At 70.9% G+C, this 23,777-nt stretch carries 20 protein-coding genes; 8 read left to right on the plus strand and 12 right to left on the minus strand.

Features of this window, described 5'->3' with window-relative positions; genetic code table 11:
• Window positions 1-67: 67 nt before the first annotated feature.
• Entirely contained in the window at window positions 68-700 is a 633-nt protein-coding gene (locus tag IF188_RS12025) for an HAD family hydrolase (protein ID WP_191172044.1), read from the minus strand.
• 7 nt (window positions 701-707) lie between these two features.
• Window positions 708-2,522, minus strand: coding sequence for an ABC-F family ATP-binding cassette domain-containing protein (locus tag IF188_RS12030; RefSeq protein WP_191172045.1), 1,815 nt, complete (start codon window positions 2,520-2,522; stop codon window positions 708-710).
• A 119-nt stretch (window positions 2,523-2,641) separates the two neighbouring features.
• Between IF188_RS12030 and IF188_RS12035 the strand changes: the two genes are divergently transcribed.
• From IF188_RS12035 to IF188_RS12045, 3 genes are read left to right on the plus strand one after another with little or no spacing between them, the layout of a single operon-like run.
• Window positions 2,642-4,327: an FAD-dependent oxidoreductase gene (locus IF188_RS12035; protein ID WP_191172046.1), complete on the plus strand. Its 1,686-nt coding sequence runs from the start codon at window positions 2,642-2,644 to the stop codon at window positions 4,325-4,327.
• Complete coding sequence (locus tag IF188_RS12040; protein ID WP_191172047.1) at window positions 4,324-4,614, plus strand: metal-sensitive transcriptional regulator; 291 nt, start codon at window positions 4,324-4,326, stop codon at window positions 4,612-4,614. Before IF188_RS12035 ends, IF188_RS12040 begins: the two co-directional genes overlap by 4 nt.
• 33 nt (window positions 4,615-4,647) lie before the next feature.
• The gene (locus IF188_RS12045; RefSeq protein ID WP_191172048.1) at window positions 4,648-4,812 is read left to right on the plus strand and encodes a hypothetical protein; all 165 of its coding nucleotides are present in this window, start codon (window positions 4,648-4,650) and stop codon (window positions 4,810-4,812) included.
• A 7-nt stretch (window positions 4,813-4,819) separates the two neighbouring features.
• On the opposite strand, the gene IF188_RS12050 is transcribed toward IF188_RS12045, so the two are convergent.
• From IF188_RS12050 to IF188_RS12060, 3 genes are read right to left on the minus strand one after another with little or no spacing between them, the layout of a single operon-like run.
• Complete coding sequence (locus IF188_RS12050) at window positions 4,820-6,202, minus strand: GNAT family N-acetyltransferase (protein ID WP_191172049.1); 1,383 nt, start codon at window positions 6,200-6,202, stop codon at window positions 4,820-4,822.
• A gap of 38 nt (window positions 6,203-6,240) precedes the next feature.
• Complete coding sequence (locus IF188_RS12055; protein ID WP_191172050.1) at window positions 6,241-7,170, minus strand: 4-(cytidine 5'-diphospho)-2-C-methyl-D-erythritol kinase; 930 nt, start codon at window positions 7,168-7,170, stop codon at window positions 6,241-6,243.
• Window positions 7,167-8,249, minus strand: coding sequence for an aldo/keto reductase (locus IF188_RS12060; protein WP_191172051.1), 1,083 nt, complete (start codon window positions 8,247-8,249; stop codon window positions 7,167-7,169). Before IF188_RS12060 ends, IF188_RS12055 begins: the two co-directional genes overlap by 4 nt.
• A 193-nt stretch (window positions 8,250-8,442) precedes the next feature.
• Between IF188_RS12060 and IF188_RS12065 the strand changes: the two genes are divergently transcribed.
• Window positions 8,443-10,029 carry a stealth conserved region 3 domain-containing protein gene (locus tag IF188_RS12065; protein WP_191172052.1) on the plus strand — a complete coding sequence of 529 codons (1,587 nt, stop codon included), beginning with the start codon at window positions 8,443-8,445 and terminating at the stop codon, window positions 10,027-10,029.
• Here IF188_RS12065 and IF188_RS12070 read toward each other — a convergent pair.
• The gene (locus IF188_RS12070; protein WP_191172053.1) at window positions 9,977-10,924 is read right to left on the minus strand and encodes a phosphodiesterase; all 948 of its coding nucleotides are present in this window, start codon (window positions 10,922-10,924) and stop codon (window positions 9,977-9,979) included. The two genes, IF188_RS12065 and IF188_RS12070, sit on opposite strands and share 53 nt — an antisense overlap.
• A gap of 134 nt (window positions 10,925-11,058) precedes the next feature.
• On the minus strand, window positions 11,059-11,901 hold the full coding sequence (rsmA, locus tag IF188_RS12075) for a 16S rRNA (adenine(1518)-N(6)/adenine(1519)-N(6))-dimethyltransferase RsmA (RefSeq protein ID WP_191172054.1): 843 nt from the start codon (window positions 11,899-11,901) through the stop codon (window positions 11,059-11,061).
• 127 nt (window positions 11,902-12,028) lie between these two features.
• Between rsmA and IF188_RS12080 the strand changes: the two genes are divergently transcribed.
• Both IF188_RS12080 and IF188_RS12085 read left to right on the plus strand, forming a co-directional pair.
• Complete coding sequence (locus tag IF188_RS12080; protein WP_191172055.1) at window positions 12,029-13,492, plus strand: sugar porter family MFS transporter; 1,464 nt, start codon at window positions 12,029-12,031, stop codon at window positions 13,490-13,492.
• Window positions 13,493-13,538: 46 nt separating this feature from the next.
• Window positions 13,539-14,846 (plus strand): MFS transporter, encoded by a 1,308-nt coding sequence (locus tag IF188_RS12085; RefSeq protein ID WP_191172056.1) that lies wholly within the window; start codon window positions 13,539-13,541, stop codon window positions 14,844-14,846.
• A 506-nt stretch (window positions 14,847-15,352) separates the two neighbouring features.
• Here the strand turns inward: IF188_RS12085 and IF188_RS12090 are convergent.
• From IF188_RS12090 to IF188_RS12110, 5 genes are all read right to left on the minus strand, one after another.
• A complete protein-coding gene (locus IF188_RS12090; protein ID WP_318152868.1) occupies window positions 15,353-15,898 on the minus strand; it encodes a GNAT family N-acetyltransferase in 546 nt (181 codons plus the stop codon).
• Window positions 15,895-16,422: an NUDIX hydrolase gene (locus IF188_RS12095; protein ID WP_191172057.1), complete on the minus strand. Its 528-nt coding sequence runs from the start codon at window positions 16,420-16,422 to the stop codon at window positions 15,895-15,897. Before IF188_RS12095 ends, IF188_RS12090 begins: the two co-directional genes overlap by 4 nt.
• 9 nt (window positions 16,423-16,431) lie before the next feature.
• A complete protein-coding gene (locus tag IF188_RS12100; protein ID WP_191172058.1) occupies window positions 16,432-17,319 on the minus strand; it encodes a TatD family hydrolase in 888 nt (295 codons plus the stop codon).
• 90 nt (window positions 17,320-17,409) lie between these two features.
• Window positions 17,410-18,990 carry a methionine--tRNA ligase gene (gene metG / locus IF188_RS12105; RefSeq protein WP_191172059.1) on the minus strand — a complete coding sequence of 527 codons (1,581 nt, stop codon included), beginning with the start codon at window positions 18,988-18,990 and terminating at the stop codon, window positions 17,410-17,412.
• Window positions 18,991-19,128: 138 nt separating this feature from the next.
• Complete coding sequence (locus IF188_RS12110; RefSeq protein ID WP_191172060.1) at window positions 19,129-20,142, minus strand: LacI family DNA-binding transcriptional regulator; 1,014 nt, start codon at window positions 20,140-20,142, stop codon at window positions 19,129-19,131.
• 207 nt (window positions 20,143-20,349) lie between these two features.
• Here IF188_RS12110 and IF188_RS12115 point away from each other — a divergent pair, with 207 nt between their 5' ends.
• Window positions 20,350-22,374, plus strand: coding sequence for a beta-galactosidase (locus tag IF188_RS12115; RefSeq protein ID WP_191172061.1), 2,025 nt, complete (start codon window positions 20,350-20,352; stop codon window positions 22,372-22,374).
• A gap of 38 nt (window positions 22,375-22,412) precedes the next feature.
• A complete protein-coding gene (locus IF188_RS12120) occupies window positions 22,413-23,648 on the plus strand; it encodes a sugar ABC transporter substrate-binding protein (RefSeq protein ID WP_191172062.1) in 1,236 nt (411 codons plus the stop codon).
• Window positions 23,649-23,777: the final 129 nt, after the last annotated feature.

The following is a 23,777-nucleotide window of genomic DNA, read 5'->3' on the forward strand; positions in this document are numbered from 1 at the left end:
ACGGATAAGTATGCGACGTTGGAACAGTTAGCGCAATGGCTAAGCGTTGGTCACGTCAGCGTCGCCCTCAGCCATCGACCACGGTCAGCAGCTCACCGAGGGCGCCGATCCGCACCCGCGCCGAGCCGTGCGGCAGCGCCTGGTGGCCATTGTCGAAGTGCACGAAGCGCGCGCCGAGCTCGTCGGCGATCTCGTGGTCGTGGTTGGTGTCGCCGATGAGCAGCACCTCCTCGGCGTCGTAGCGCGAGTCCGCAAGCCACGTCGCGATGACGTCCCGCTTCGAGGCTTGATAGGCATCGGTGATGCTGAGGACGGCGTCGAACGAGTGCGCGATGTCGTGCGGCCGCAGCTGCGCCGCCAGCAGCGGTGCGCGGGTGGCCGATGCGAGCACCTGAGCGATCCCGCGGGCGCGGAGCGCGTCGATCGTCGCCTGAGCGTCCGCATGAAGCGCCACATCGGTCGCGTCCGCCTCGAGCAGCTCGAGATACCGCCCGGCTGCGGAACGATACTGCGACGCCTCTATGCCGACGTCGGCATAGAACCTGTCCAGCGGAAAGCGGAACACCGCGCGGTACGCGTCGACATCGGCGATCACCGGCCGCCCGAACTCTGCGAGCACCGCGTTCATCACGCGCAGGCACCGTTCGACATCGTCGAGCAGCGTGCCGTTCCAGTCCCAGCACACGACGCGCACGGCCACGTGCGAATCAGCCGATCTGCTCGGTGAGCTCGAACCAGCGCTCTTCGACGCCGTCGCGCTCCTTCTCCAGCTCGGCGATGCGCGACATCTCCGCGCCCAGGCCGACGTAGTCGGACTGATCGTGGTCGGCGAGCGCGGTGCGCGCGGCATCGATCTGCGACTCCAGCTTCTCCAGCCGTCGCTCGAGGGCGCCCACCTCCTTCTGCGCAGCGCGCAGCTCGGCGCCCGACAGCGAAGGCGCGGGGGATGCCGGGCGCCCGGCATCCCCGTTCGCCTCGCTCGACGACCCCGCCGTCTTGTCCGCCAGCGACCTCGCCCGCAGTCGCAGGTACTCGTCGACACCGCCGGGAAGATGGCGCAGGTGCCCGTCAAGGATCGCGTACTGCTGATCGGTGACGCGCTCGATGAAGTACCGGTCGTGCGAGACGACGAGCAGGGTGCCCGGCCAGGAGTCGAGCAGGTCCTCGATGGCGGCGAGCATGTCGGTGTCGAGATCGTTCGTGGGCTCGTCGAGGATCAGCACGTTGGGCTGCTCGAGGAGGATCAGCAGCAGCTGCAGGCGGCGCTTCTGACCGCCGGAGAGGTCCTTCACCGGTGTCGAGAGCTGGGCGCTCTGGAAGCCCATGCTCTCCAGCAGCTGCCCGGGCGTGAGCTCCTGCGCCTTCGAGCCGCTGCCGAACGTGTACGTGGTGCGCAGCCGCGAGATGACGACGCGCACCGGGTCGTCGAGGTGCTCTTCGAGCTCGTCGAGGCGCTGCGTGAGCGTGGCGACCTTGACGGTCTTGCCACGCTTGACGCGGCCCGCGGTGGGTTCCACATCGCCCGACACCAGTCCCAGGAGGGTGGACTTGCCGGCGCCGTTGACGCCGAGGATCCCGGTGCGCTCCCCCGGCGCGATGCGCCATTCCACGGGGTGCAGCACCTCACGGTCGCCGTATGAGACGGCGGCGTCGAGCAGGTCGACGACGTCCTTGCCGAGTCGGGACACCGCGAGCGAGCGCAATTCGGTCGCGTTGCGGATCTCGGGTACGTCGGCGATCAGCACATTGGCGGCGTCGATGCGGAACTTGGGCTTCGACGTGCGGGCCGGCGCGCCGCGGCGCAGCCAGGCGAGCTCTTTGCGGGCGAGGTTCTGCCGGCGCTGCTCGATGACGGCCGCCTGACGGTCGCGCTCGACGCGCTGCAGGATGTACGCCGCGTAGCCGCCCTCGAAGGGCTCGACGATGCGGTCGTGGACCTCCCACGTGGTGTTGCACACCTCGTCGAGGAACCACCGGTCGTGCGTCACCACGAGCAGGCCGCCCTGGTTCGCGGGCCACCGCCGCTTGACGTGTTCGGCGAGCCACGCGATCGCCTCGACGTCGAGATGGTTGGTCGGCTCGTCGAGGAACAGCACCTCGTGATCGCCGACCAGCAGCGCGGCGAGCGACACGCGTCGGCGCTGGCCGCCGGACAGGCCCGCGACCGGCCCGTCCCAGTCGAGGTCGGCGAGCAGGCCGGCGATGACGTCGCGCGTGCGCGCATCGCCCGCCCACTCATGCTCGGGGCGGTCGCCCACGACGGCTTCGCGGATGGTCAGCGTGTCATCGAGGGTGTCGGCCTGATCGAGCACGCCGACACGGACGCCGCCGCGGACCGTCACGCGCCCGCTGTCGGGCTCGAGCCTTCCGGCCAGCATCGCCAGCAGGCTCGACTTGCCGTCGCCGTTGCGGCCGACGACGCCGATGCGGTCGCCCTCGTCGATGCCGAGCGAGACCCGGTCGAAGACGACCTTGGTCGGGAACTCCAGGTGCAGGGCCTCGGCCCCCAGAAGATGTGCCATGTCGCCTCCAGGCTAGGCGACGTAGCGGCGCCGACCCGGCCGCGATTTGATCGTCGATACCCCCTGGGGTATGGTCGAGCCTGCACCCCGATACCCCCGGGGGTACCTGAAGGAGCGATATGAGGATCGTGATCGTGGGCGGAGTGGCCGCCGGAATGAGCGCGGCGGCACGAGCCCGCCGTCATGACGAGACCGCCGAGATCGTCGTGCTCGAACGCGGAGACGAGGTGTCGTTCGCCAACTGCGGCCTGCCGTATCACGTCAGCGGCGAGATCGCGGATGCGTCGTCGCTCCTGCTGCACACGCCGGAGTCGCTGCGCGCCGCCCTCAACCTCGACGTCCGCACCCGCCACGAGGTGCTCGCCGTCGATGCCGACGCGCGGACGGTGACCGTGCAGGCGCCCGACGGGATCGGCACGCTGTCGTACGACGCACTGGTGCTCGCACCGGGCACCGCCGCGCTGCGGCCGCCGATCCAGGGGATCGACTCGCCGCGCGTGCACACCCTGCGCACCGTCGGTGACGCCGTGGCCCTGCGCGAGCGGGTCACGGCGGGCGATCGCCGCGCCGTCGTGCTCGGCGCGGGGTTCATCGGGCTCGAGGCGGCCGAAGCGCTGCGCGATGCCGGACTGGACGTCGCCGTCGTGGAACTCGCGGCGCACGTGCTGCCCCCGCTCGAGCGCGAGCTCGCGACCCTCGTGCGCGACGAGCTCGTGGGACTCGGGATCGGCGTGCACGACGGCGCCGCCGCCGAGCGCATCGAGGACGGGAGGGATGCCGCAGCCGTCGTGCTCTCGGACGGCACCGCGATCGACGCCGACCTCGTCGTGCTCTCGGTCGGCGTCCGCCCCGACACCGCGTTCGCCGCAGCCGCCGGCATCGCGACGGTCCGAGGTGCGATCGTCGTCGACGCGCACGGCCGGACCTCGGCGGACGGCATCTGGGCCGCAGGCGACGCGACGCTCTCGACCGACGCCGTCACCGGCGCCGCACGCCCCGTCGCGCTCGCGGGACCGGCCAACCGCGCCGGACGGCTCATCGCGGACGACATCTTCGGCATGAGCGGTGCCCGCTCCATCCCGACCGCGGCGAGCACCGCGATCATCCGCATCGGTGGACTGACGGCCGCGATGACGGGCGCGAACCGCGCGGCCCTGGACGCCTCGGGCATCGCGTACCGCACACTCCATCTGCACCCGAACCAGCACGCGGGCTACTTCCCGGGCGCCGAGCCGCTGCACCTCGTCGTGCACGTCGACGCGGCCGACGGCCGGCTGCTGGGCGCACAGGCGGTGGGCGCCGACGGCGTCGACAAGCGCATCGACGTGCTCGCGACGGCGATGCGCGGCGGGATGACGGCGCCCGATCTCATCGACCTGGACCTGGCCTACTCGCCGGTCTACGGCCAGGCCAAGGACGCCGTGAACCTCGTCGGCATGGTCGCCGAGAACGTCCTGAACGGCCGCCTGCGCCTGTGGTACGCCGCCGATCTGGAGCAGATCGCGTCAGACAGCCTCGTGCTCGACGTGCGTTCGGCGGCGGAGTTCGCCAGCGGGCACATCCCCGACGCGCTCAACATCCCGCACACCCAGTTGCGCGAGCGACTCGACGAGGTGCGCGCGGCCGCCGCAGGCCGACCGGTCCGGGTGCTGTGCGCCGCGGGCGTGCGCTCGAACATCGCCCACCGGATCCTCGTCGCAGGCGGCTTCGACTCGGCGTCGCTGTCCGGCGGCATCCAGACCCTGCGTCAGTGGTTCGGCGCAGACCTCGACCGCGTCCTCACCGCAGAAGGAGTCCTCGCATGATGATCACCGGCACCCCCGAAGAACAGGCGGCGACCCGCAAGCGCATCGCCAACCGGCTCAAGCGCGCTCACGGCCAGCTGGCCGGTGTGATCGCCGCGGTCGAATCCGATGCGTCCTGCCGCGACGTCGTCACGCAGCTGGCCGCTGTCACGAGCGCCCTGGACCGCGCCGGCTTCGCGATCGTCTCGACGGCGATGCGCGACTGCGTCGCCGACCCCGAAGGTGCCGCGAACGCCGAAGGGCTCACCACCGACGAGCTCGAGAAGCTCTTCCTCGCGCTGGCCTGACGGCCGCGAGAGACCCGACCGAGAGGAAACATCATGTGCAGACAGGTCACGTGCTCCACGTGCGGCAAGGCGACGTGGGCGGGCTGCGGCCAGCACGTCGAAGAGGCTCTGGCCGGCGTCCCGGCCTCGCGCCGCTGCCCCGGCCACGAGGCCGAGGCAGCGGGCGGCGGTCTGTTCGGCTTCTTGCGCCGACGCTGAGACCCGTTCAGTACCAGATGCTGAGTCGCGGCGCCGTGTGCCAGCCGAGCACGCTGCTCGCAGTCGCCACGGCCTCGGACCGCGTGGATGCCGCACCGCCGGCATCCCGCACGTCCACGCGTCCCGCGGCCGCCAGCGTCGCCACCGACACCCCGCCGAGGTAGGTCGCCGACAGCTCGGCGATCCCGAGCGACAGGACGACGGCATCCACCGACTCGCCCTCGTCGACGCGGCGCACGCGCCCGGCGCCCGAGGCGTCGACGTCAAGGACGTAAGTGCCCGTGGCGAAGCCGAGCGGGTCGGACACCTCCAGCACCAGACGTCCGGCGGCGCCGTAGCGACGCGTCTCGAGCGCGGCCGCGACGTCGATGATCCGCACGTACTGGTGGTCGCGCACAGTGATCCTGGCCGCACGCTGATCGGCGATCATCCACAGCAGCGGCTCGTCGAGCGACAGGTTCTGCGCCTGCACCTCGGCGACGAGGTCGAGCTCGAGCAGGAAGCGCCACAGCGCGGCGTACGCGTCATCGGTCTCTGCCACGAGGTGGTGCACGCTGACGGTGCCCTTCGTGAAGTCGGACTCGTTCTCGCGGACGGCGTAGACGGCGGCGCCACGGACCTCACCGGACGCATCGGCGTACTGGATCGCGCGCTTCTCACCCGTCCGCTCGGCAGCGGGATTCGTGCCGGCGAACATGTCCCAGAAGCTGCCCGCGATGTCGATCTCGCCCGCCGTGCGATGCCGGACGCGCTCGTGCAGCACCGGCATGAGCTCGCGGACGCGGTCACGGGGGATGAAGTCCACCCGCCCGGCCGGACGAGGACCGATCCAGGCCGCCCGCTTCGTCTCGATCGTCCACGCCGTCGCCGACGCAGCGGGGGCGAAGCCGTAGCGGCCGTACAGCGGCGACTCGCTGACCGTGAGCATCGCCACGGGCACGCCCGCGTCGCGGGTGGCACGCAGCTCGCCCTCGAGCATCGCGCGGGCGATGCCCCGGCGCCGGTGCGTCGGCGAGACGGTGACCGACGAGATCGCGCACGACGGGATCACCGCCGCGCCGGGAACCGTGAGATCGCCGATCCACGACGCGATCGTCGCGACAGGCGCCTGCGCCACGGGGGCCAGCGGGTCGTAGACGCCCGTCACGCGGCGGTAGCCACTGCGCTCGCGCGAGGCGGCCACCTGCTCAGGCGACCGTTCGCCGTCCTGGAAGCCGCGCGCGGCGGACTGGAGCCAGTCGGCGTAATCGTCGCCGTCCACGGCGACACGGCGATACTCCAGGCCGTTCGCGGCCAGTCGCTCGCGCGACTCCTCGTCGACGGGCCCGGCGCGGAACGAGGCGCGGTCGGACTCTCCCGCGGCGACGGGCGCGATCTCAGACGTCGTCATGCGTGTTCCTCTCAGGACCGGAAGATGGATGCCGGCGCTCAGGCCGGCACCACACGTGCGCCGGCGACGGGTCCGTGCACATGCAGTGCCTCGTAGCCCGCCGCCGACAGGGTGATCTGCAGCTCCAGCGCCGACTCGGGGTCGATCGCCAGGAACGCCAGTGTAGGACCGGACCCCGACACCATGCCCGCGAGCGCCCCCGACTCCTCGCCGAGCTCGAGCACCGAGCGCAGTTCAGGACGCAGCGACAGGGCGGCGACCTGCAGGTCGTTGCGCGCGTGCTCGGCGAGCGCGATGGGGTCGCCGGCCCGCAGCGCGTGCAGCACCGGGGCGGCCACCTCGGGCACCCCCGTCGACGCGCCGATGTCAGGGTGCGTGCGCAGCTCGTCGAGGTGCGCGTACACCTCGGGCGTCGACAGACCGGCGTCGGACGGCACGACAACCCAGTCGAAGCGCCCCTTCGCGAGCGCCGGACTGAGCTGATCGCCTCGTCCCGTGCCGATCGCCGTCCCGCCCATCAGCGCGAAGGGCACATCGGCCCCGAGCCGCGCCGCGAGCTTGGTCAGCTCGACGCTGCCGAGCTCGGCCCCCCACAGCGCGTCGCACGCGACCAGGGCGGCTGCGGCATCCGCGGATCCCCCGCCCATGCCGCCCGCGACAGGGACGTGCTTGACGATGTCGAGATGCACGCCGCCGGTGTACCCGATGCGCTGGGCGACGAGCCTCGCGGCGCGCACGGCGAGATTGCGGTCGTCCGCGGGCACCCCCGACACGTCCACGGTGCCCGAGATCGACACCGTGAACTCGTCGGACGGCGTCGCCCACACGTCCTCGAAGAGCGACACGGCCTGGTAGGCCGAGGCGACGTCGTGGTAGCCGTCGTCCTGCACGCCGCCGACCTCGAAGAAGAGGTTGAGCTTGCCCGGCGCCCGCACGCGGACGCCGTCGGCGGCGAGGGCCTGGCTCACCGGTTCGCCGATTCCGCCCAGAGGTCGACGTCGATGCCGTCCGACAGCGCGTCGATGCGCTCCTGCTCCTCGGTCGTGAACGCCGGTCCCTCGAGGGCCTTGAGGTTCTCGTCGAGCTGGGCGGGACGCGAAGCGCCGATGAGAGCCGAGGCGACCACCGGGTCGCGCAGCACCCACTGGATCGCCATCTGCGCGAGGGTCTGCCCGCGCTCCTTGGCGATCACGTCCAGTCCGCGGAGGGTCGCGAGGCCCCTCTCGCTCAGCGGGCCCTTCGGGAGCGAGCCCCGCTGCTGTGCCCGCTCGGCGGAGCCGCCCGACAGGTACTTGTCGGTCAGCAGGCCCTGCGCGAGGGGTGTGAACGCGATCGCGCCCATGCCCTCCTGCTTCAGCACTCCGGTCAGGCCGTCTTCGACCCAGCGGTTGAGGATCGAGTACGCGGGCTGGTGGATCACGAGCGGTGTGCCGAGGGAACGGGCGACCGCCGCCGCGGCGGCGGTGCGCTCGGCGCTGTAAGACGAGATGCCGACATACAGCGCCTTGCCCTGGCGCACCAGCGTGTCGAGGGCGCCGACGGTCTCTTCGACGGGCACATCGGGGTCGACACGGTGCGAGTAGAAGATGTCGACGTAGTCGATGCTCATGCGCGTGAGAGACTGCTCGGCGCTGGCGATGAGGTACTTGCGCGAACCGCCGTTGCCGTACGGGCCGTGCCACATGTCGTAGCCCGCCTTGGACGAGATGATGAGCTCGTCGCGGTAGGGCGCGAAGTCCTCCCGCATCATGCGCCCGAAGTTGGTCTCGGCCGTGCCGTAGGGCGGGCCGTAGTTGTTCGCCAGGTCGAAGTGCGTGATCCCACGGTCGAACGCGTGGCGCAGCAGCGCGCGCTGGTTGTCGAACGGGATGTTGTCGCCGAAGTTCCACCACAGGCCCAGCGACACGGGCGGCAGCGTCAGTCCGGACGAGCCGACCCGGCGATACTGTGCCGGTCCTTCAGGGAAGCCGACGTAGCGGTCGTCGGCGGCGGTGTAGGGGCGGTGGAGGTCTCCGCCGCGGGACAGGTAGCGGTCGTCTGCGGTCACCGGTCCAGGCTATCGGCGTCGGCCCGCACGGCGCAGGAGTGCCGCTGCGATGTTCGCCCGCGCGCCACCCACAACAGCGCCCCGCTTGTCAAGGGACTCTCCCCGAAATCTCATCGCAACGCAGTCTCCGTATCGTGACGGTTGCGACGACGCGCACCACGCGCCGCCGGCGCCTGAAGATGGGGAGGAACGCATGACGCTACTGTCTGCACTGTCGGACACCGCCGAGCCCTCGAGCGTGCTCCTCGACCGCGGCGACATCTTCGTCGACCGGGGGATCCTGCACCTGGTGCACGACGACACCGCGCCCTTCGAGGCGCGGGAGGCCGATCTTCTGCTGATCGCCGACACGCTGGAGGCAGCCGGCATCGATCTGCTGCTGATCCGCCACGACCGCTCCACTCCGGCACTCGTCGTCGACGTGCGCCTGCGCGATGCGGCACTGGCGGCGCTGGCGGCCGTCTGCACGCGCGATCCGCTGTACCTCAAGGCCAAGGGGCGGGCGCCCGTCCTGGCGTGCGATGCGCGGCTCCCGGGTGCCGAGCCGTCGTGGGTGCGCCTCTACCGCCCACGGGTGACCAGCTCGGGATCGCTCCGCTACGGGCCGTCTCTCGGCGTCCCGCTGGAGTTCTGGCGCTTCGGCGCGAAGACGGTCCGCGCGCCGCGGGACAACGACTTCACCCGCCGCGAGACGCCCGTCGAAGACCTCGCCTTCACGTCCGTCGAGCGACACGGCCGCACGTGGCGCACGATCGCCGGCATGTTCGACCCGCACCCCCTGGAGTTCACCGAGGACGTCGACATCGTCTTCTCCTGGGTGGACGGATCGTCGACCGACTTCCGCCGCCAGCGCGCCGCACAGCTGTCGGAGTACGTGGTCGGCGAGGGCGATGACGGACCGGCGCGCTACCGCCACGTCGACGAACTGCGCTACGCGCTGCGCAGCGTGCACATGCACGCGCCGTGGGTGCGCCGCATCTTCATCGCGACCGACTCCCCCGCGCCCGCCTGGCTGCTGGATCACCCGAAGGTCACCATCGTGCGCAGCGAGGAGTTCTTCGCCGACCCGTCGGTCCTGCCGACGCACAACTCGCACGCCGTCGAGGCGCAGCTGCACCGCATCCCGGGACTCGCGGAGCACTTCCTGTACTCGAACGACGACATGTTCTTCGGACGCGCGGTCGAGCCGGAGATGTTCTTCACCCCGGGCGGGGTGACGAAGTTCGTCGAGTGCGAGGTCCGGATCGGCGCAGGAGAGCCCGCTCTGCACCGCAGCGGCCACGACAACGGACTGCGTGTGAACCGCTCCCTCCTGCGTGGGAGGTTCGGACGCACCATCGTGCGCGACCTCGAGCACTGCGCTGCACCGCTGCGCAAAAGCGTCATGACCGAGCTCGAGCAGGCCTTCCCGGACGATTTCGCGCGGACGGCGGCATCCCGCTTCCGCTCCGCCACCGACATCTCGGTGACCAACAGCCTGTACCACTACTACGCCCTGCTGACCGGGCGTGCGATCGCGACCCGGGTGCCTCGCGTGCGCTACGCGCAGACGACGCTCGCCGGCGGAGTGCGCCGCATGGAGCGGCTCGCCGAACGGTGCGACGTCGACATGTTCTGCCTCAACGACGGCGGGGAGTCCGAGGTGCCGGAAGAGATCCGCGTGCGCGCGATCCGCAGCGTGCTGGAGCGCATGTTCCCGGTGCGCGCACCGTGGGAGCGCGACGAGCTCAGCGCAGCACGGGAATCGGCGCGGTCGGCTCATCCCTCCGTGCGGCACTGAGCGGGAGGACGCCGGCTGCCCGCAGACGGAGCTGCGCCTCGGCAGGATCGATGTGCTCGAGCGGACGCGGCGCGTCGACGGGAACGATCGAGTGCACCACCGTGTCGTCGTACACGTGGATGAGGTTGAACGCCTGCGCGCCGTCCTGCGGCCGCGTGCCGCCGACGGGAACGGTGAGGTCCTGCGCGTAGCACGTGGACGAGGCGACCGACACGGGGATTCCGGCGAACGTCGCGAACGTCGAGTAGTGAAGGTGCCCGCCGATGATGGCCCGCACGTCGGTTCCCCGGAGCACCCCCGCCAGCCGCCGCTGATCCCGCAGCTCGACGCTCGCCGCCAGCGGCAGCACCGCGGGCACCGGCGGGTGGTGCATGGCGAGGATCGTCCCCAGCGGTGACGGGGTGGCGAGCACGTCGGCGAGCCAGGCGAGCTGCTCGTCGCCGAGCGCTCCGTAGTGGTGTCCGGGCACGGACGTGTCGAGCGTCACGATCCGCAGGCCGTCCAGTTCGTCCACGCGATCGACCGGACGCAGCGCGTCGGCCGGTTCTTCCGCGTCCTGCCCGTACAGGCCGGCGCGGAACGCGGCGGGGTCGTCGTGGTTGCCCATGACCCACAGCACGCGCGCGCCGACGCGGGCCGCGACCGGCTCGACGAGGGCGCGCAGGTCGGCGTACGCTCCGGGCTCGCCCAGGTCGGCGAGGTCGCCGGTGAAGACGACGGCGTCCGGCCTGAGGCCGCTCTCTTCGATGGCCGCGAGCGCGCGGGCCAGCGTCTCGGCGCCGTCGACCGTGCCGAACAGGCGCGGGGTGTGGGCGGCGCGCAGGTGGGTGTCGCTGAGGTGGAGCAGCACGCGTTCGGGAGCAGGGTGCTCGGCGGTGCGCTGTTCGGGTCGCATGGGATCACTCCGGTCCGCCGCGAGGCGAGCTGCCCGTGGAACGGGACGGCGGACGCACAAATGTTACCGGCATGTTTCGGAGCCTCCGCTGTGCACACGGCGTCTGCGCGCACACCGGCCTGGCGATCGGCGTGTCAGACCAGGCGGGCGATGCGCACGTAGTCGTCGACGGTGAGCTGCTCGCCGCGGGCGGTGGGCGCGACCCCGGCGCGCTCCAGGACGACCGACGCCTCTGCCGCCGAGCCGCCGAGGACGCCCGCGAGCGCCTGGCGCAGCATCTTGCGCCGCTGCTGGAACGCCGCGTCGACGATGCGGAACGTCTTCACACGCAGCTCTTCGTCGCCGCGAGGCTCGGCGTCGCGGCGGAACCCCACCAGCACGCTGTCGACGTTCGGCACCGGCCAGAACACCTGGCGCGACACGGTGCCGGCCAGACGCCACGGGCCGTACCACGCGGCCTTGACGCTCGGCGCGCCGTACGTCTTCGACCCGGGCGCCGCCGCGAGCCGCTCGCCGACCTCGGCCTGCACCATCACCACGCCGCGCTCCAGGCCCGGGAATGTCTCGAGGAAGTGCAGCAGCACCGGCACGCTCACGTTGTACGGCAGGTTCGCCACGAGCACCGTCGGGTCGCCGGGCAGCTCGGTGACCCGCAGCGCGTCCGCGTCGACCACGGTCAAGGCGCCGTCCCCGACACCGTGGGCCGCGGCGGTGACGGGCAGCCGCTCGGCGAGCCGGTGGTCGATCTCGACCGCCGTCACCGACGCGCCCGCCTCGAGGATCGCGAGCGTCAGCGACCCGAGTCCCGGTCCCACTTCGACCACGCGGTCGCCCGGCTGCACCTCGGCGACATGCACGATCTTGCGGACGGTGTTGGCGTCCACGACGAAGTTCTGCCCGAGCTTCTTGGTCGGAGTGACGTCGAGGTCGGCGGCGAGCGCGCGGATCTCGGCCGCGCCCAGCAGTGTCACGGGCATGCGTCCACAGTACCGACGGGATGCCGGTGGCCGCGGCTTCCGTCCATCCGACGATCCGCACTGACACATGCCGACTCGCGCACGCAAGGCCTCGCACCGGCTCCGACCGACCGCTAGCGTGACGGACATGAACACGACCGGCTCGATCCCGGCGGACGCCTTCTCGCTCCGCAGCCCCTACGGCCGTCGCGCGATCGGCCTGTCGGTGGCCGCCGCCGTCGGCGGATTCCTGTTCGGTTTCGACTCGTCGGTGATCAACGGCGCCGTCGACTCGATCTCGCAGGATTTCGCGCTCAACGACGTCATCACCGGCTTCGTCGTCGCGATCGCGCTGCTGGGCTGCGCGGTGGGCGCGATCATCGCCGGCAACCTGTCCGACCGCTGGGGGCGCCTCCGGGTGATGTTCCTCGGCGCGATCATGTTCTTCGTCTCGTCGATCGGCGCCGGTCTCGCGTTCTCGCCGTGGGACCTCGCACTGTGGCGCGTCGTCGGCGGCCTCGGCATCGGCATCGCGTCTGTCGTCGCGCCCGCCTACATCGCCGAGATCGCGCCGCGCCAGATCCGCGGCGGCCTGGCCTCGCTGCAGCAGCTCGCGATCACGATCGGCATCTTCGCGGCGCTGCTGTCGGACGCGCTGCTCGCGAACGCCGCCGGCGGTGCCGACAACGTGCTGTGGTTCGGCCTCGAGGCCTGGCGGTGGATGTTCCTCGTCGGGGTGATCCCGTCGGCCGTGTACGGCATCCTGTCGTTCACGGTGCCGGAGTCGCCCCGCTACCTGCTCTCCAAGGGCCGTCGTGACGAGGCGCGCGAGATCTTCTCGCGGCTCATGCCGCCCGCCGACCTCGACCAGACCATCCGCGAGCTGCAGAACGCCATCGAAGCCGACCGCAAGAACGCCGGCGTGTCGATCCGCGGCCCGGTGCTGGGTCTCCAGCGCATCGTATGGGTCGGCATCATCCTGTCGGTGTTCCAGCAGTTCGTCGGCATCAACGTGATCTTCTACTACTCGACGAGCCTGTGGCAGTCGGTCGGTTTCGACGAGAGCGACTCGTTCACGATCAGCGTCGTCACCTCGATCACGAACGTGCTGGTCACCCTGATCGCGATCTTCCTGGTGGACCGCGTCGGCCGAAAGCCCATCCTGCTCACCGGCTCGGTGATGATGACCGTGTCGCTCGGGCTGATGGCGCTGTGCTTCGTGTTCTCCGAGACCAACGCCGACGGCGCGGTCACGCTGCCTGCGCCGTGGGGTCCGATCGCCCTCGTGGCGGCGAACGTCTTCGTCGTCGGGTTCGGCGCCTCGTGGGGGCCGCTGGTCTGGGTGCTGCTCGGCGAGATCTTCCCGAGCCGCATCCGCGGCAAGGCGCTCGGCGTCGCGGCGGGAGCGCAGTGGATCGCGAACTTCCTCATCACGATCTCGTTCCCGGCCATGTCCTCGTGGTCGCTGCCGCTCACGTACGGCATGTACGCGCTGTTCGCCGCCCTGTCGTTCGTCTATGTCGCCTGGCGCGTGCCCGAGACGAAGGGCATGGACATCGAGCAGACCGAGACGCTGTTCGTCCACCGCAAGGACGCCCCGGCCACGAGCTGACGGGAGCCGGCGCGTGGCGGCATCCCGGCTCGCCTAGGATGCTGGGATGCCCTCGCTCGGCGAACTGATCGCACCACGCCGCCTGGGCAGGGATTTCCGGTGGCTGCTGGCGTCGTCGTGGACCAGCAATCTCGGCGACGGCATCGCCCTGTCGGCGGCGCCGCTGCTCATCGCCTCGATGACCTCGTCGCCGGTGCTCGTCGCCTCCGGCGCCATGATGCAGTTCCTCCCCTGGCTGCTGTTCGGCCTGCTCGCCGGGTCCGTCGCGGACCATCACGACCGGCGCCGCCTCGTGATGCTCGCGAACGGGATGCGCGCGGTCATCGTCGGGGTGCTCGTGGTGTTCCTCATCACCGGGAACGCGACCGTGTGGATCGTGCTCGCGACGGCGTTCCTCTACGGCACCGCCGAGGTGTTCGCCGACTCGGCGGGCAGCACGCTGCTGCCCATGATGGTGCGGCCCGCCGACCTCGGCATCGGCAATGCCCGCATGCAGGCCGGCTACCTCGTCGCCAACCAGCTCGCCGGTCCCCCGCTGGGCGCGTTCCTCTTCGCGATCGGGTCGTTCTGGCCGTTCCTGCTGCAGATCCTGTGCGTCGCCCTCGCGGTGGTGCTGATCTCGCGCATCTCGCACACCCCGGTTCCGGAGAGGGATGCCGCGGTCACGGGTGCCGCGACGGTGAGCGCCGACGGCACGCCGGTGAAGCCGCATCCGATCCGCGAAGGCTTGCGCTGGCTGCGCCACAACCCGCCGGTGCGCACGCTCGTGCTCATCATCCTGGTGTTCAACGTGACGTGGGCGGCGCCGTGGAGCGTGCTCGTGCTCTACGCGACCGAGCACCTCGGCATGGGAGCGATCGGCTACGGCGCCCTGACGACGGCATCTGCGCTCGGCGGCATGGTGGCGGTCTTCAGTTTCGGCTGGCTCGAGAAGCACGTCTCGTTCTCGACGCTGATGCGGGTGTGCCTGTCGCTCGAGGTGCTCATGCACCTCTCGTTCGCCGTCACGACCAACGGCGTGGTGGCGCTGGTCATCATGTTCGGGTTCGGGCTGTACGCGTTCGTGTGGGGCACCATCTCGACGACGGTCCGCCAGCGGCTCGTGCCCCTGTCGCTGCAGGGACGGATCGCGTCGGTCAACATGGTGGGCGTGTTCGGCGGACTCGTGATCGGGCAGCTGCTGGGCGGACTCATCGCCCAGACATGGGGCCTCACGGCGCCGTGGTGGTTCGCCTTCGCCGGCTCGGCGCTCACGCTGGCGCTGGTGTGGCGCCCGATCCGCAACATCGCCGCCGCGAAGCCCGTGCTGGACGACCCGGCGGCCGACGGCGACGCCGTCGGCGAGGCGGCGTAGCCCCGGTCGGGCGGTACCCCCGCCGCGGCGCACGGCTCGCGGAACCCACTGTTCCGCCGAGCCAGGGGATACTCGCCGAGACACCGGGCGACGTCCCCGGTCTCGGCGCGAATCCCTTGGCTCGGCGCAGGACGAGGAGCGGGGTGGATGCCGGCGGCCGCGGCCGCCGGCATCCATCCCTCACTCGCACGGCCACAATCCTGAGACGCCGCCCGTCGACACGTGCGCTAACGCAGATCTCGGTCGCGGCACCGACGTGACACGGCGGCCGTCGCCGGGCATGGTGGGTACCGCGGGCGGGGCGTCTTGTCGCACCTCGGGTGCTGACCAGCCATGCTTTCAGCCTCTGGCACCGCCCTGCCCGCGCCCTCCGCGTATCGTCGCCGCCGGCTGGCGGATGGGTCCCATCCCCCGCGACCGACGCGCACGGCTGGCGCGCGGCCCACCGCGGCGCATCAGTCCCGATCGCGCCGATCCGCCGCGCTGCGAGGTGCGCGGGAGCGCCGTCAGACGTGCCCCGCGAGATCCGCGCGCATCAGCAGACCGACGCCGCCGTCGAACTCGACGCCCATCAGGCGGGGAGCGCGCAGCACCTCGGTGAAGCCCCAGCGCCGGTGCAGGTCGATCGACGCGCGGTTCTGGACGTTCACGACATATAACGCCGTCGCGGCACGCGCCGCGATCCACTGCAGCCTCGCATCCGTGAGCGCCGCCGCGACCCCGCGCCGACGCCATGACGGGTCGACGGTGATGCCGCCGAGGTAATGCCCCGGTGGGGCAGGGTCGACCGCCTCCACGTGGTGGTGCGTCTTGGCCCACCCGATGACGAAGCGGCGATCCGCCTCCGTCGTCTCAGCGACCACCACGCACCGGCGAGGATCGGCGATCGCGCGACGGTAGCCCTCCGCGCTGCCGACCGAGCCGGCCGCGCGCCCCGACACGACCTCGATGCGCAGGATCGCCTCGACATCGCCCTTCGTCGCCGGTCGCAGCGAGACCTGCGCAGGCGGGTGACCGCCGGCATCCGGGGAGTACGCCGCGAAGGCCGTCACCGCGTCGCCGCGCCTGCGCGCACCGCAGCCGTCAGAGCGGGCCACAGCTCGTCGAACCGGGCCACCCACGGCGCCGCGAACACGCCCGCGCGGTAGCGCTCGCGCACCTCGTCCATCGTCACCCACTCCGAATCAGCCACCTCAGCGGGGTCGAGCTGCACCGTCGCGGGGTCGATGTCGTGTGCGACGTACACGTCGAACAGCGCCGTAGCCTCGATCCGTCGCCCGACGAACACGAGCGCGTCCGCGGCGGCGATCAGCCCGGTCTCTTCCCGCAGCTCGCGCGCCGCCGCCTCTCGGCTCGTCTCACCCGCGAGCGCGCTGCCCGCCGCGAACTCCCAGTCCAGGGCGAAGTCCTTCACCGCGGCGCGCTGCGAGATCAGGACGCGCCCGTCCTCTCGCACCGCGCACACCGACGACACGATGTGATAGCTCCCGGCCGGAAGGTCCGGATCGCCGCGGCGATGCGTGATCCCGAGCGGACGACCGGCGGCATCCACCAGGTCCCACAGCTCTGCGTCCACAGACCGAACCTAACCCTCGAACGCGCCGTACACCTCGAGGGTGTTGGCGGCCAGCTGCGCGCACAGCTCGTCGACGTCGATCCCGAGCTCCGCGGCCATGAAGCGCACGGTCACCGGGATCAGGTACGGCGCGTTCGGGCGACCCCGGTGCGGGGTGGGCGTGAGGAACGGGGCATCCGTCTCGACGAGGATGCGCTCACGCGGGATCACCGCAAGCGCGTCGCGCAGGTTCTGCGCGTTCTTGAACGTCACATTGCCCGCGAACGAGAGCCAGTACCCGCGCTCGCGCGCAACGGCAGCCATGTCGGCGTCGCCCGAGAAGCAGTGGAACACCGTGCGCTCGGGGGCACCCACTCGCTGAAGCGTCTCGAGCACGGCCTCGTGGGCGTCGCGGTCGTGGATCTGCATGGCGATGCCGTGCTTCTTCGCGAGCGCGATGTGCGCCTCGAAGCTCTCGAACTGCGCCGGCCGGCCGTCGTCGTCGGTGCGGAAGAAGTCCAGCCCGGTCTCGCCGATCGCGCGCACGCGCGGCTGCGCGGCGAGCTCGTCGATGACGCCGAGGGCCTCGTCGAGACGTCCGGCCGCGGCGTACGCGGGTGCTTCGTTCGGGTGGATCGCGACGGCCGCGAGGACGCGGGGATGGGATGCCGCGGCCCACGCCGACCAGCGGCTCGACTCGATGTCGCCACCGGCCTGTACGACGCCGATCACGCCGACCTCGCCGGCGCGCGTCAGCTGCTCGTCGAGCGACAGGCCCACACCGTCCTCGATCTCGAGGTGCGCGTGGTTGTCGTACACCGGCACCGCGAGGGGCTCGGGGGCGTCGGGGTATGAGACGTCGCGCGAGCCCTTCTCGCGCACGCGCACGTACTGCGACGGGTCGGTCGATGCCGACATCACACTCCCCTTTCGTGAGCGGCGCCAGAATCCTGTTGGGGCGCACCAGATCCGTTGCGCCCCGACAGGATTCTGGCGCCCTTGCGCGTCCTACGCCGTCTGCTCGACGCGCGGGAACAGCGGCGCCAGGCCGTTCACCGACGAACCAGGACGAAGCACGCCCCACGCCCCCGCCTCACGCAGCGGCTGGTCCTGCAGGCGTCCGATCGACTCGGCGGCGCCGAGCGCGATCCACAGCTTCTCGGTCGACTCGGGCATCACCGGCGACAGCAGCACGGCAAGGGCGCGCAGTCCCTCGGCGGCTGTGTAGAGCACGGTGCCCAGGCGCGCACGCTGGGCCTCGTCCTTGGCGAGCGCCCATGGCTCGTTCTCGGTGATGTAGAGGTTGAGCGCGTCGACGATGGTCCAGATCGACGAGATGGCCTCGTCGATGCGGAAGCGCTCGATCGCCGCGTCGGCGGCGGTCGCGGCATCCGCCACCGTCTTCTGGATCGCGACATCCCGCGGTTCGTACGCCGCAGCAGGCGGCACGACGCCCTCGAAGTACTTCTCGATCATCGCGGTCGTGCGCGACGCGAGGTTGCCGAAGCCGTTGGCGAGCTCTGCCTGGTACCGGGCCGACAGGTCCTCCCACGAGAACGAGCCGTCCTGGCCGAACGCGATCGCCGACAGGAAGTAGAAGCGGTACGCGTCCGAGCCGAACACGTCGGTGATCTCGGTGGGCGCGATGCCGGTGAGCTTCGACTTCGACATCTTCTCGCCGCCGACGAGCAGCCAGCCGTGCGCGAACACGCCGCGCGGCACCTCGAGTCCCGCCGCCATCAGCATCGCCGGCCAGATGACGGCGTGGAAGCGCAGGATGTCCTTGCCGACCACGTGGTACGCGGGCCAGCGGCGTGCGAACTCCTCGGGGTCGGTGCCGTAGCCGATGGCCGTGGCGTAGTTCAGCAGCGCGTCGACCCACACGTAGATGACGTGCTGCTCGTCCCAGGGCACCGTGATGCCCCAGTCGAACGCCGAGCGCGAGATCGACAGGTCCTTCAGCCCGTTCTTGACGAAGGACACGACCTCGTTGCGCGCCGAGTCGGGGCGCACGAAGTCGGGCACGGTGGCGTAGAGCTCGAGCAGCTTGTCCTGGAACTCGCTCAGCTTGAAGAAGTAGTTCTTCTCCTGCAGCAGCTCCAGCGGCTTCGAGTGGATCGCGCAGACCTTCAGACCCTCGAACGCCCCGGTGCCGTCCACGATCTCGGACTCGGGCTTGAACTCCTCGCAGCCCACGCAGTACAGCGCCTCGTACTCGCCCGCGTAGATGTAGCCGCGGTCGTAGATCGCCTGCACGAACTGCTGCACGCGCTCCTCGTGGCGCGGCTGAGTGGTGCGGATGAAGTCGTCGTTGGCGACATCGAGGGTCTTCAGCAGCGGGAACCACGCCTCGGTGACGAGCTTGTCGACCCATTCCTGCGGAGTGACGTTGTTCGCCGACGCCGCCCGCAGCATCTTCTGGCCGTGCTCGTCGGTGCCCGTGAGCATCCAGGTGTCGTCGCCCGCCTGGCGGTGCCAGCGCGCGAGGGTGTCGACCGCCACGGTCGTGTAGCCGTGGCCGATGTGCGGCACGTCGCTCGGATAGTAGATCGGCGTCGTGATGTAGAAGGACTGGCGGCCGGAAGTCACCAGGAGAGTCTAGTTCGAGTGGATGCCGCACCCGGCGCTGTGACCGACGGGCCGGTCGTGCGGGCGCCGAGGCCGGGAAACGTAACACTCACGCGACGCGCACGCGTCGCGCACCGCGCACGGCGAGAGCCGTCCGCATCACGCACTGTCGCGGACCACGAGCGTCGTCGGCAGAGTGATGGGCTGCGGGTGCCCGCCGGCGATCACGTCGAGCAGCAGCGAGACCATCTCTTCGCTGAGCCGCTCCCACGGCTGGCGCATGGTGGTCAACGGCGGCTCGTGCGTGGCGGCGAGCCCCGAGTCGTCGAACCCTGCGACCGCGATGTCTTCGGGCACGCGCAGCCCGGCCTTGCGCAGCGCGGCGATGGCGCCGGCGGCCATGAGGTCGCTCGCGGCGAAGACGGCGTCGATGTCGGTCGCGCGTTCGAGCAGGCGGGTCATGGCGACGGCGCCGGACTCCTGGCTGTAGTCGCCCTCTTCCACGAGTGCGCGGTCGAAGTCGGCACCCATCTCTTCTTCGAATCCGACCAGTCGGAAGCGGCCGCCGGGGGTGTCGTGGGGACCGGCGATCATCGCGATGCGGCGATGGCCCTGCGCACGCAGGTAGCGCGTCATCTCGCGGGCCGACCCGATCTCGTCGACCGAGACGGTGGGGACGTTCGCCTCATGGCCGAGCGGGATGCCGCAGCACACGGTGGGCACGCCGGCTTCGAGCAGCTGCTCGACGAGGGGATCGGCCTCGTGCGACGAGATCAGCAGCACGCCGTCCACGTGGCCCGCTCCGACGAAGGTGGCGACGCCCGCGCGTTCGGCCGGCGTCCCGGCCACCAGCAGCACGAGCGTCATGGAGCGCTGCGCGAGCGCCTCGGCCGCCCCGCGCAGCAGCAGAGCGAACGTGGGGTCCTGGAAGAGCAGGTGCTGCGGCTCGGTGAGCAGGAACGCGAGCGAGCCCGACCGCCCCGTCGCGAGGCTGCGGGCGGCGTGGTTCGCCGTGTAGCCGGTGCGCCGGATCGCGTCCTCCACGGCCGACCGCGCGTCGGGCGACACCCAGTGTCCACCGTTGATCACGCGCGAGACCGTGCCGCGCGAGACCCCGGCCGCTGCTGCGACATCGCGGATCGTCGGCTTGCGCCGCACCGTCGTCTCGTCCACGACCAGCGACTCTACCCCGCGAACGGGCCGAATCGGCGCCCGACACAGCGAGAGCTGTGACCGGTCACAGTTGGGTAACGGTTGCGGGCGGGATCATGCGGTGCGGCATCCACTCGAGCAAGACTGTGACCGGTCACAGTCGTCGATCGACGAGAGACCGCTGCGGCAGCCCGCCGTGACCCCGTGAACCGACCCGATGGAGCGTCCATGACCTCGTCCGACCGCTGGCCCGAGATCCGGGGAATCGCCTATGGCGGCGACTACACCCCCGAGCAGTGGCCGAAAGAGGTCTGGCGCGAAGACGTCGCGCTCATGCGAGAGGCCGGGGTCAACCTGGTCAGCGTCGGCATCTTCGCGTGGGCCCTGATCGAGACCGCGGAGGGCGTCTTCGACTTCGCGTGGCTCGACGAGCTGCTCGACCTGCTTCACGAGAACGGCATCTCGGTCGACCTCGGAACCCCCACCGCGTCTCCCCCGGCGTGGTTCTTCGCCGACCATCCCGACGCCCGCGTCGTCACGCGCGACGGCGTCACGATGGGCTTCGGCGCCCGCGGCATGGCGTCCCACGCCTCTCCCGCGTACCGCGAGGCGATCGTCCGCATCGCCTCGACCCTCGCCGAGCGCTACGGCTCCCACCCGGCGGTCGTGCTGTGGCACGTGCACAACGAGTACGGCGTACCGGTCGGCGAGGACTACTCCGAGCAGTCGGTGCGCGCCTTCCGCGGCTGGCTGCGCGACAAGTACGGAAGCCTCGACGGGCTCAACGCCGCGTGGGGCACCGCGTTCTGGGGCCAGCACTACGGGTCGTGGGATCACGTCGGCGCACCCGCCGCCGCGCCCTCGGTGGTCAACCCCGCGCAGCGTCTCGACTTCGCCCGCTTCACCGACCATCAGCTGCGGGCGTGCTTCATCGCCGAGCGCGACGCGATCCGCGCACACGCGTCGCAGCCCATCACCACGAACTTCATGGCGAACCAGAGCTGGACCACCGACATGTGGGCATGGGCGCGCGAGGTCGACATCGTCTCGGACGACCACTATCTGGTCGCCGCGGATCCGGAGGGCGAGATCGGCCTCGCGATCGCTGCAGATCTCTCGCGCTCGGTCGGCGGCGGCAAGCCGTGGATCCTCATGGAGCACTCCACGTCGGCGGTCAATTGGCAGCCGCGCAACGTGGCCAAGCGTCCCGGAGAGCTCGCACGCAACTCGCTCACGCACCTCGCGCGCGGCGCCGACGCGATCCTGTTCTTCCAGTGGCGCGCGTCACGCTCCGGCGCCGAGAAGTTCCACTCCGCGATGATCCCGCACGCCGGCACGTCTTCCCGCGTGTGGCGCGAAGTCGTGGAGTTCGGCGATGTGCTGGCGCGTCTCGAGGAGGTGCGCGGCTCTCGCGTCGCCGCCGACGTGGCGATCCTGTGGGACTTCGAGTCGTTCTGGGCGCAGGACCTCGAATGGCGCCCGTCGGTGGACGTGTCGCACGCCGAGCGCATCCGTTCCTTCTACGAGCGGCTGTGGCGCGACGGCATCACGGCGGACTTCGCCCTGCCCGGCCAGGACCTCTCCGGCTACAAGCTCGTGGTCGCGCCCGCGCAGTACATGCTGAGCGCCGCCGACGCCGCGAACCTCACCCGCTACGTCGAGTCGGGCGGCACGCTCGTCGTCTCGTTCTTCTCCGCCGTCGTCGACGAGAACGACGCGGTGCCCGCGGGTGGTTTCGTCGCCCCGCTGCGCGACGCGCTCGGGCTGGTGGTCGAGGAGTTCCTGCCGCTGCGCGAGGGCGCCCGCCATGCCGTGCGATGGCGCGGTGCGGCATCCCTCTCCGCCGACGCCTGGCAGGAGGACATCGTCCTCGAGGGCGCCGAGGCGGTCGGCACCTACCTCGACGGCCCCGGCGCCGGGGGCGCGGCGATCACCCGGCACGTGCACGGCTCCGGCGTGGGCTGGTACCTCAGCACGCGATTGGATGCCGAGGGCCTCCGCACCGTCATGACCGAGGTGTACGCCGACGCCGGCGTCACGCCCGCCGCGCACCCCGAGGGTCTCGAAGTCGTGCTGCGCCGCGGCGACGATGCGGAGTTCGCCGTGGCGATCAACCATCGCGACGAACCGGCGACCTTCCCGGCGACCGGCGTGGAGCTCATCTCCGGCGCGGCCGTCGACGGCACCCTCACCGTCCCCGCCGGCGGCCTCGCCGTCGTCCGGCTCACTCCGGCGCACCGCGCCGCACCCTGACCCGCACCTCTGCACACACCACCACCGAAAGGAAAACCATGCGCAAGCAGATCGCATTCGGAGCGCTGGCGCTCACGGCAGCGGTCGTCCTCGCCGGCTGCTCCGGCAGCACGAACGACGACAGCAGCAGCGACGGCTCGGGCGACAGCAGCAGCGCCGAGCTCGTCATCTGGACCGACGAGGAGCGCCAGGGCGCCGTCAAGGACGCCGCGAAGGCGTTCGAGGACGAGACCGGCGCGACCGTGAAGATCGTCAAGAAGAACTTCGAGGATCTTCGCAACGACTTCATCGCCCAGGTCCCGACCGGCAAGGGTCCCGACATCACCGTCGGCGCGCACGACTGGCTCGGCGCGCTCGTCGCTGCGGGCGTCGTCGACACGATCGACCTCGGCGACAAGGCGTCCGAGTTCGAGCCGGTCGCGCTGGAGGCGATGACCTACGACGGCCAGCTGTACGCCCTGCCGTACTCGCTCGAGACGATCGCGCTCGTGCAGAACGCCGACCTGGTCGGCAGCGAGGCGCCGGCGACCTGGGACGAGATGATCCAGAAGGGTCTCGCGGCCGGCACCGAGCGTCCGTTCGTCATCAACACCAACGGCGAGACCGGCGACGGCTACACGATGTACGGCTTCCAGACGTCCTTCGGCGCCCCGGTGTTCGTCCAGGACGCGTCGGGCTCGTACACGACCGAGGTCGGGATGGGCGGCGCCGCGGGTGAGGCGTTCGCACAGTGGCTCGGCGCCAACGGCACCAGCGGCACCGGCTACATCTCGACGACCGTCGACTACGACATCAACAACGAGCTCTTCAACACGGGCAAGGCGCCGTACACGATCCAGGGACCCTGGGCGATCAGCGCCTACCCGGACGTCAAGAACATCGTCGTGAGCCCCATCCCGTCCGCCGGCGGGCAGCCCGCGGCGCCGTTCGTCGGCGTGCAGGGCTTCTACCTGAGCTCGCAGTCCAAGAACAAGCTGCTCGCGCAGTCGTTCCTCGTCGACTACCTCGGCACCGAAGAGGCGCAGCGCGCGCTCTACGAGGCCGACCCGCGCATCCCCGCGTGGTCGACGCTGGCCACCGAGGTCGCCTCCGACCCGATCATCGCGGGCTTCCTCGCCTCGGCGCAGAACGGCGTGCCGATGCCGAGCATCCCCGAGATGGGCTCGGTGTGGGACCTCTGGAACGCCGCGCAGTCGCAGATCATCAACGGCGCCGACCCCGTGCCGACGTGGAACAAGATGGTCACCGACGTCGAGGCCGCGGTCAAGGGCTGAGCCCGCTGACCTTCGGTCCCTGAGCGTGTCGAAGGGCGCTTCGACACGCTCGGCGACCGATCCCTGACTCCGGGAGGCGGGCGAGTGCCTCTCCCCGCCTCCCGGACTCCACCCACCTCGCCTCCCGCG

Source organism: Microbacterium helvum (assembly GCF_014779795.1).
Lineage (GTDB): Bacteria > Actinomycetota > Actinomycetes > Actinomycetales > Microbacteriaceae > Microbacterium > Microbacterium helvum.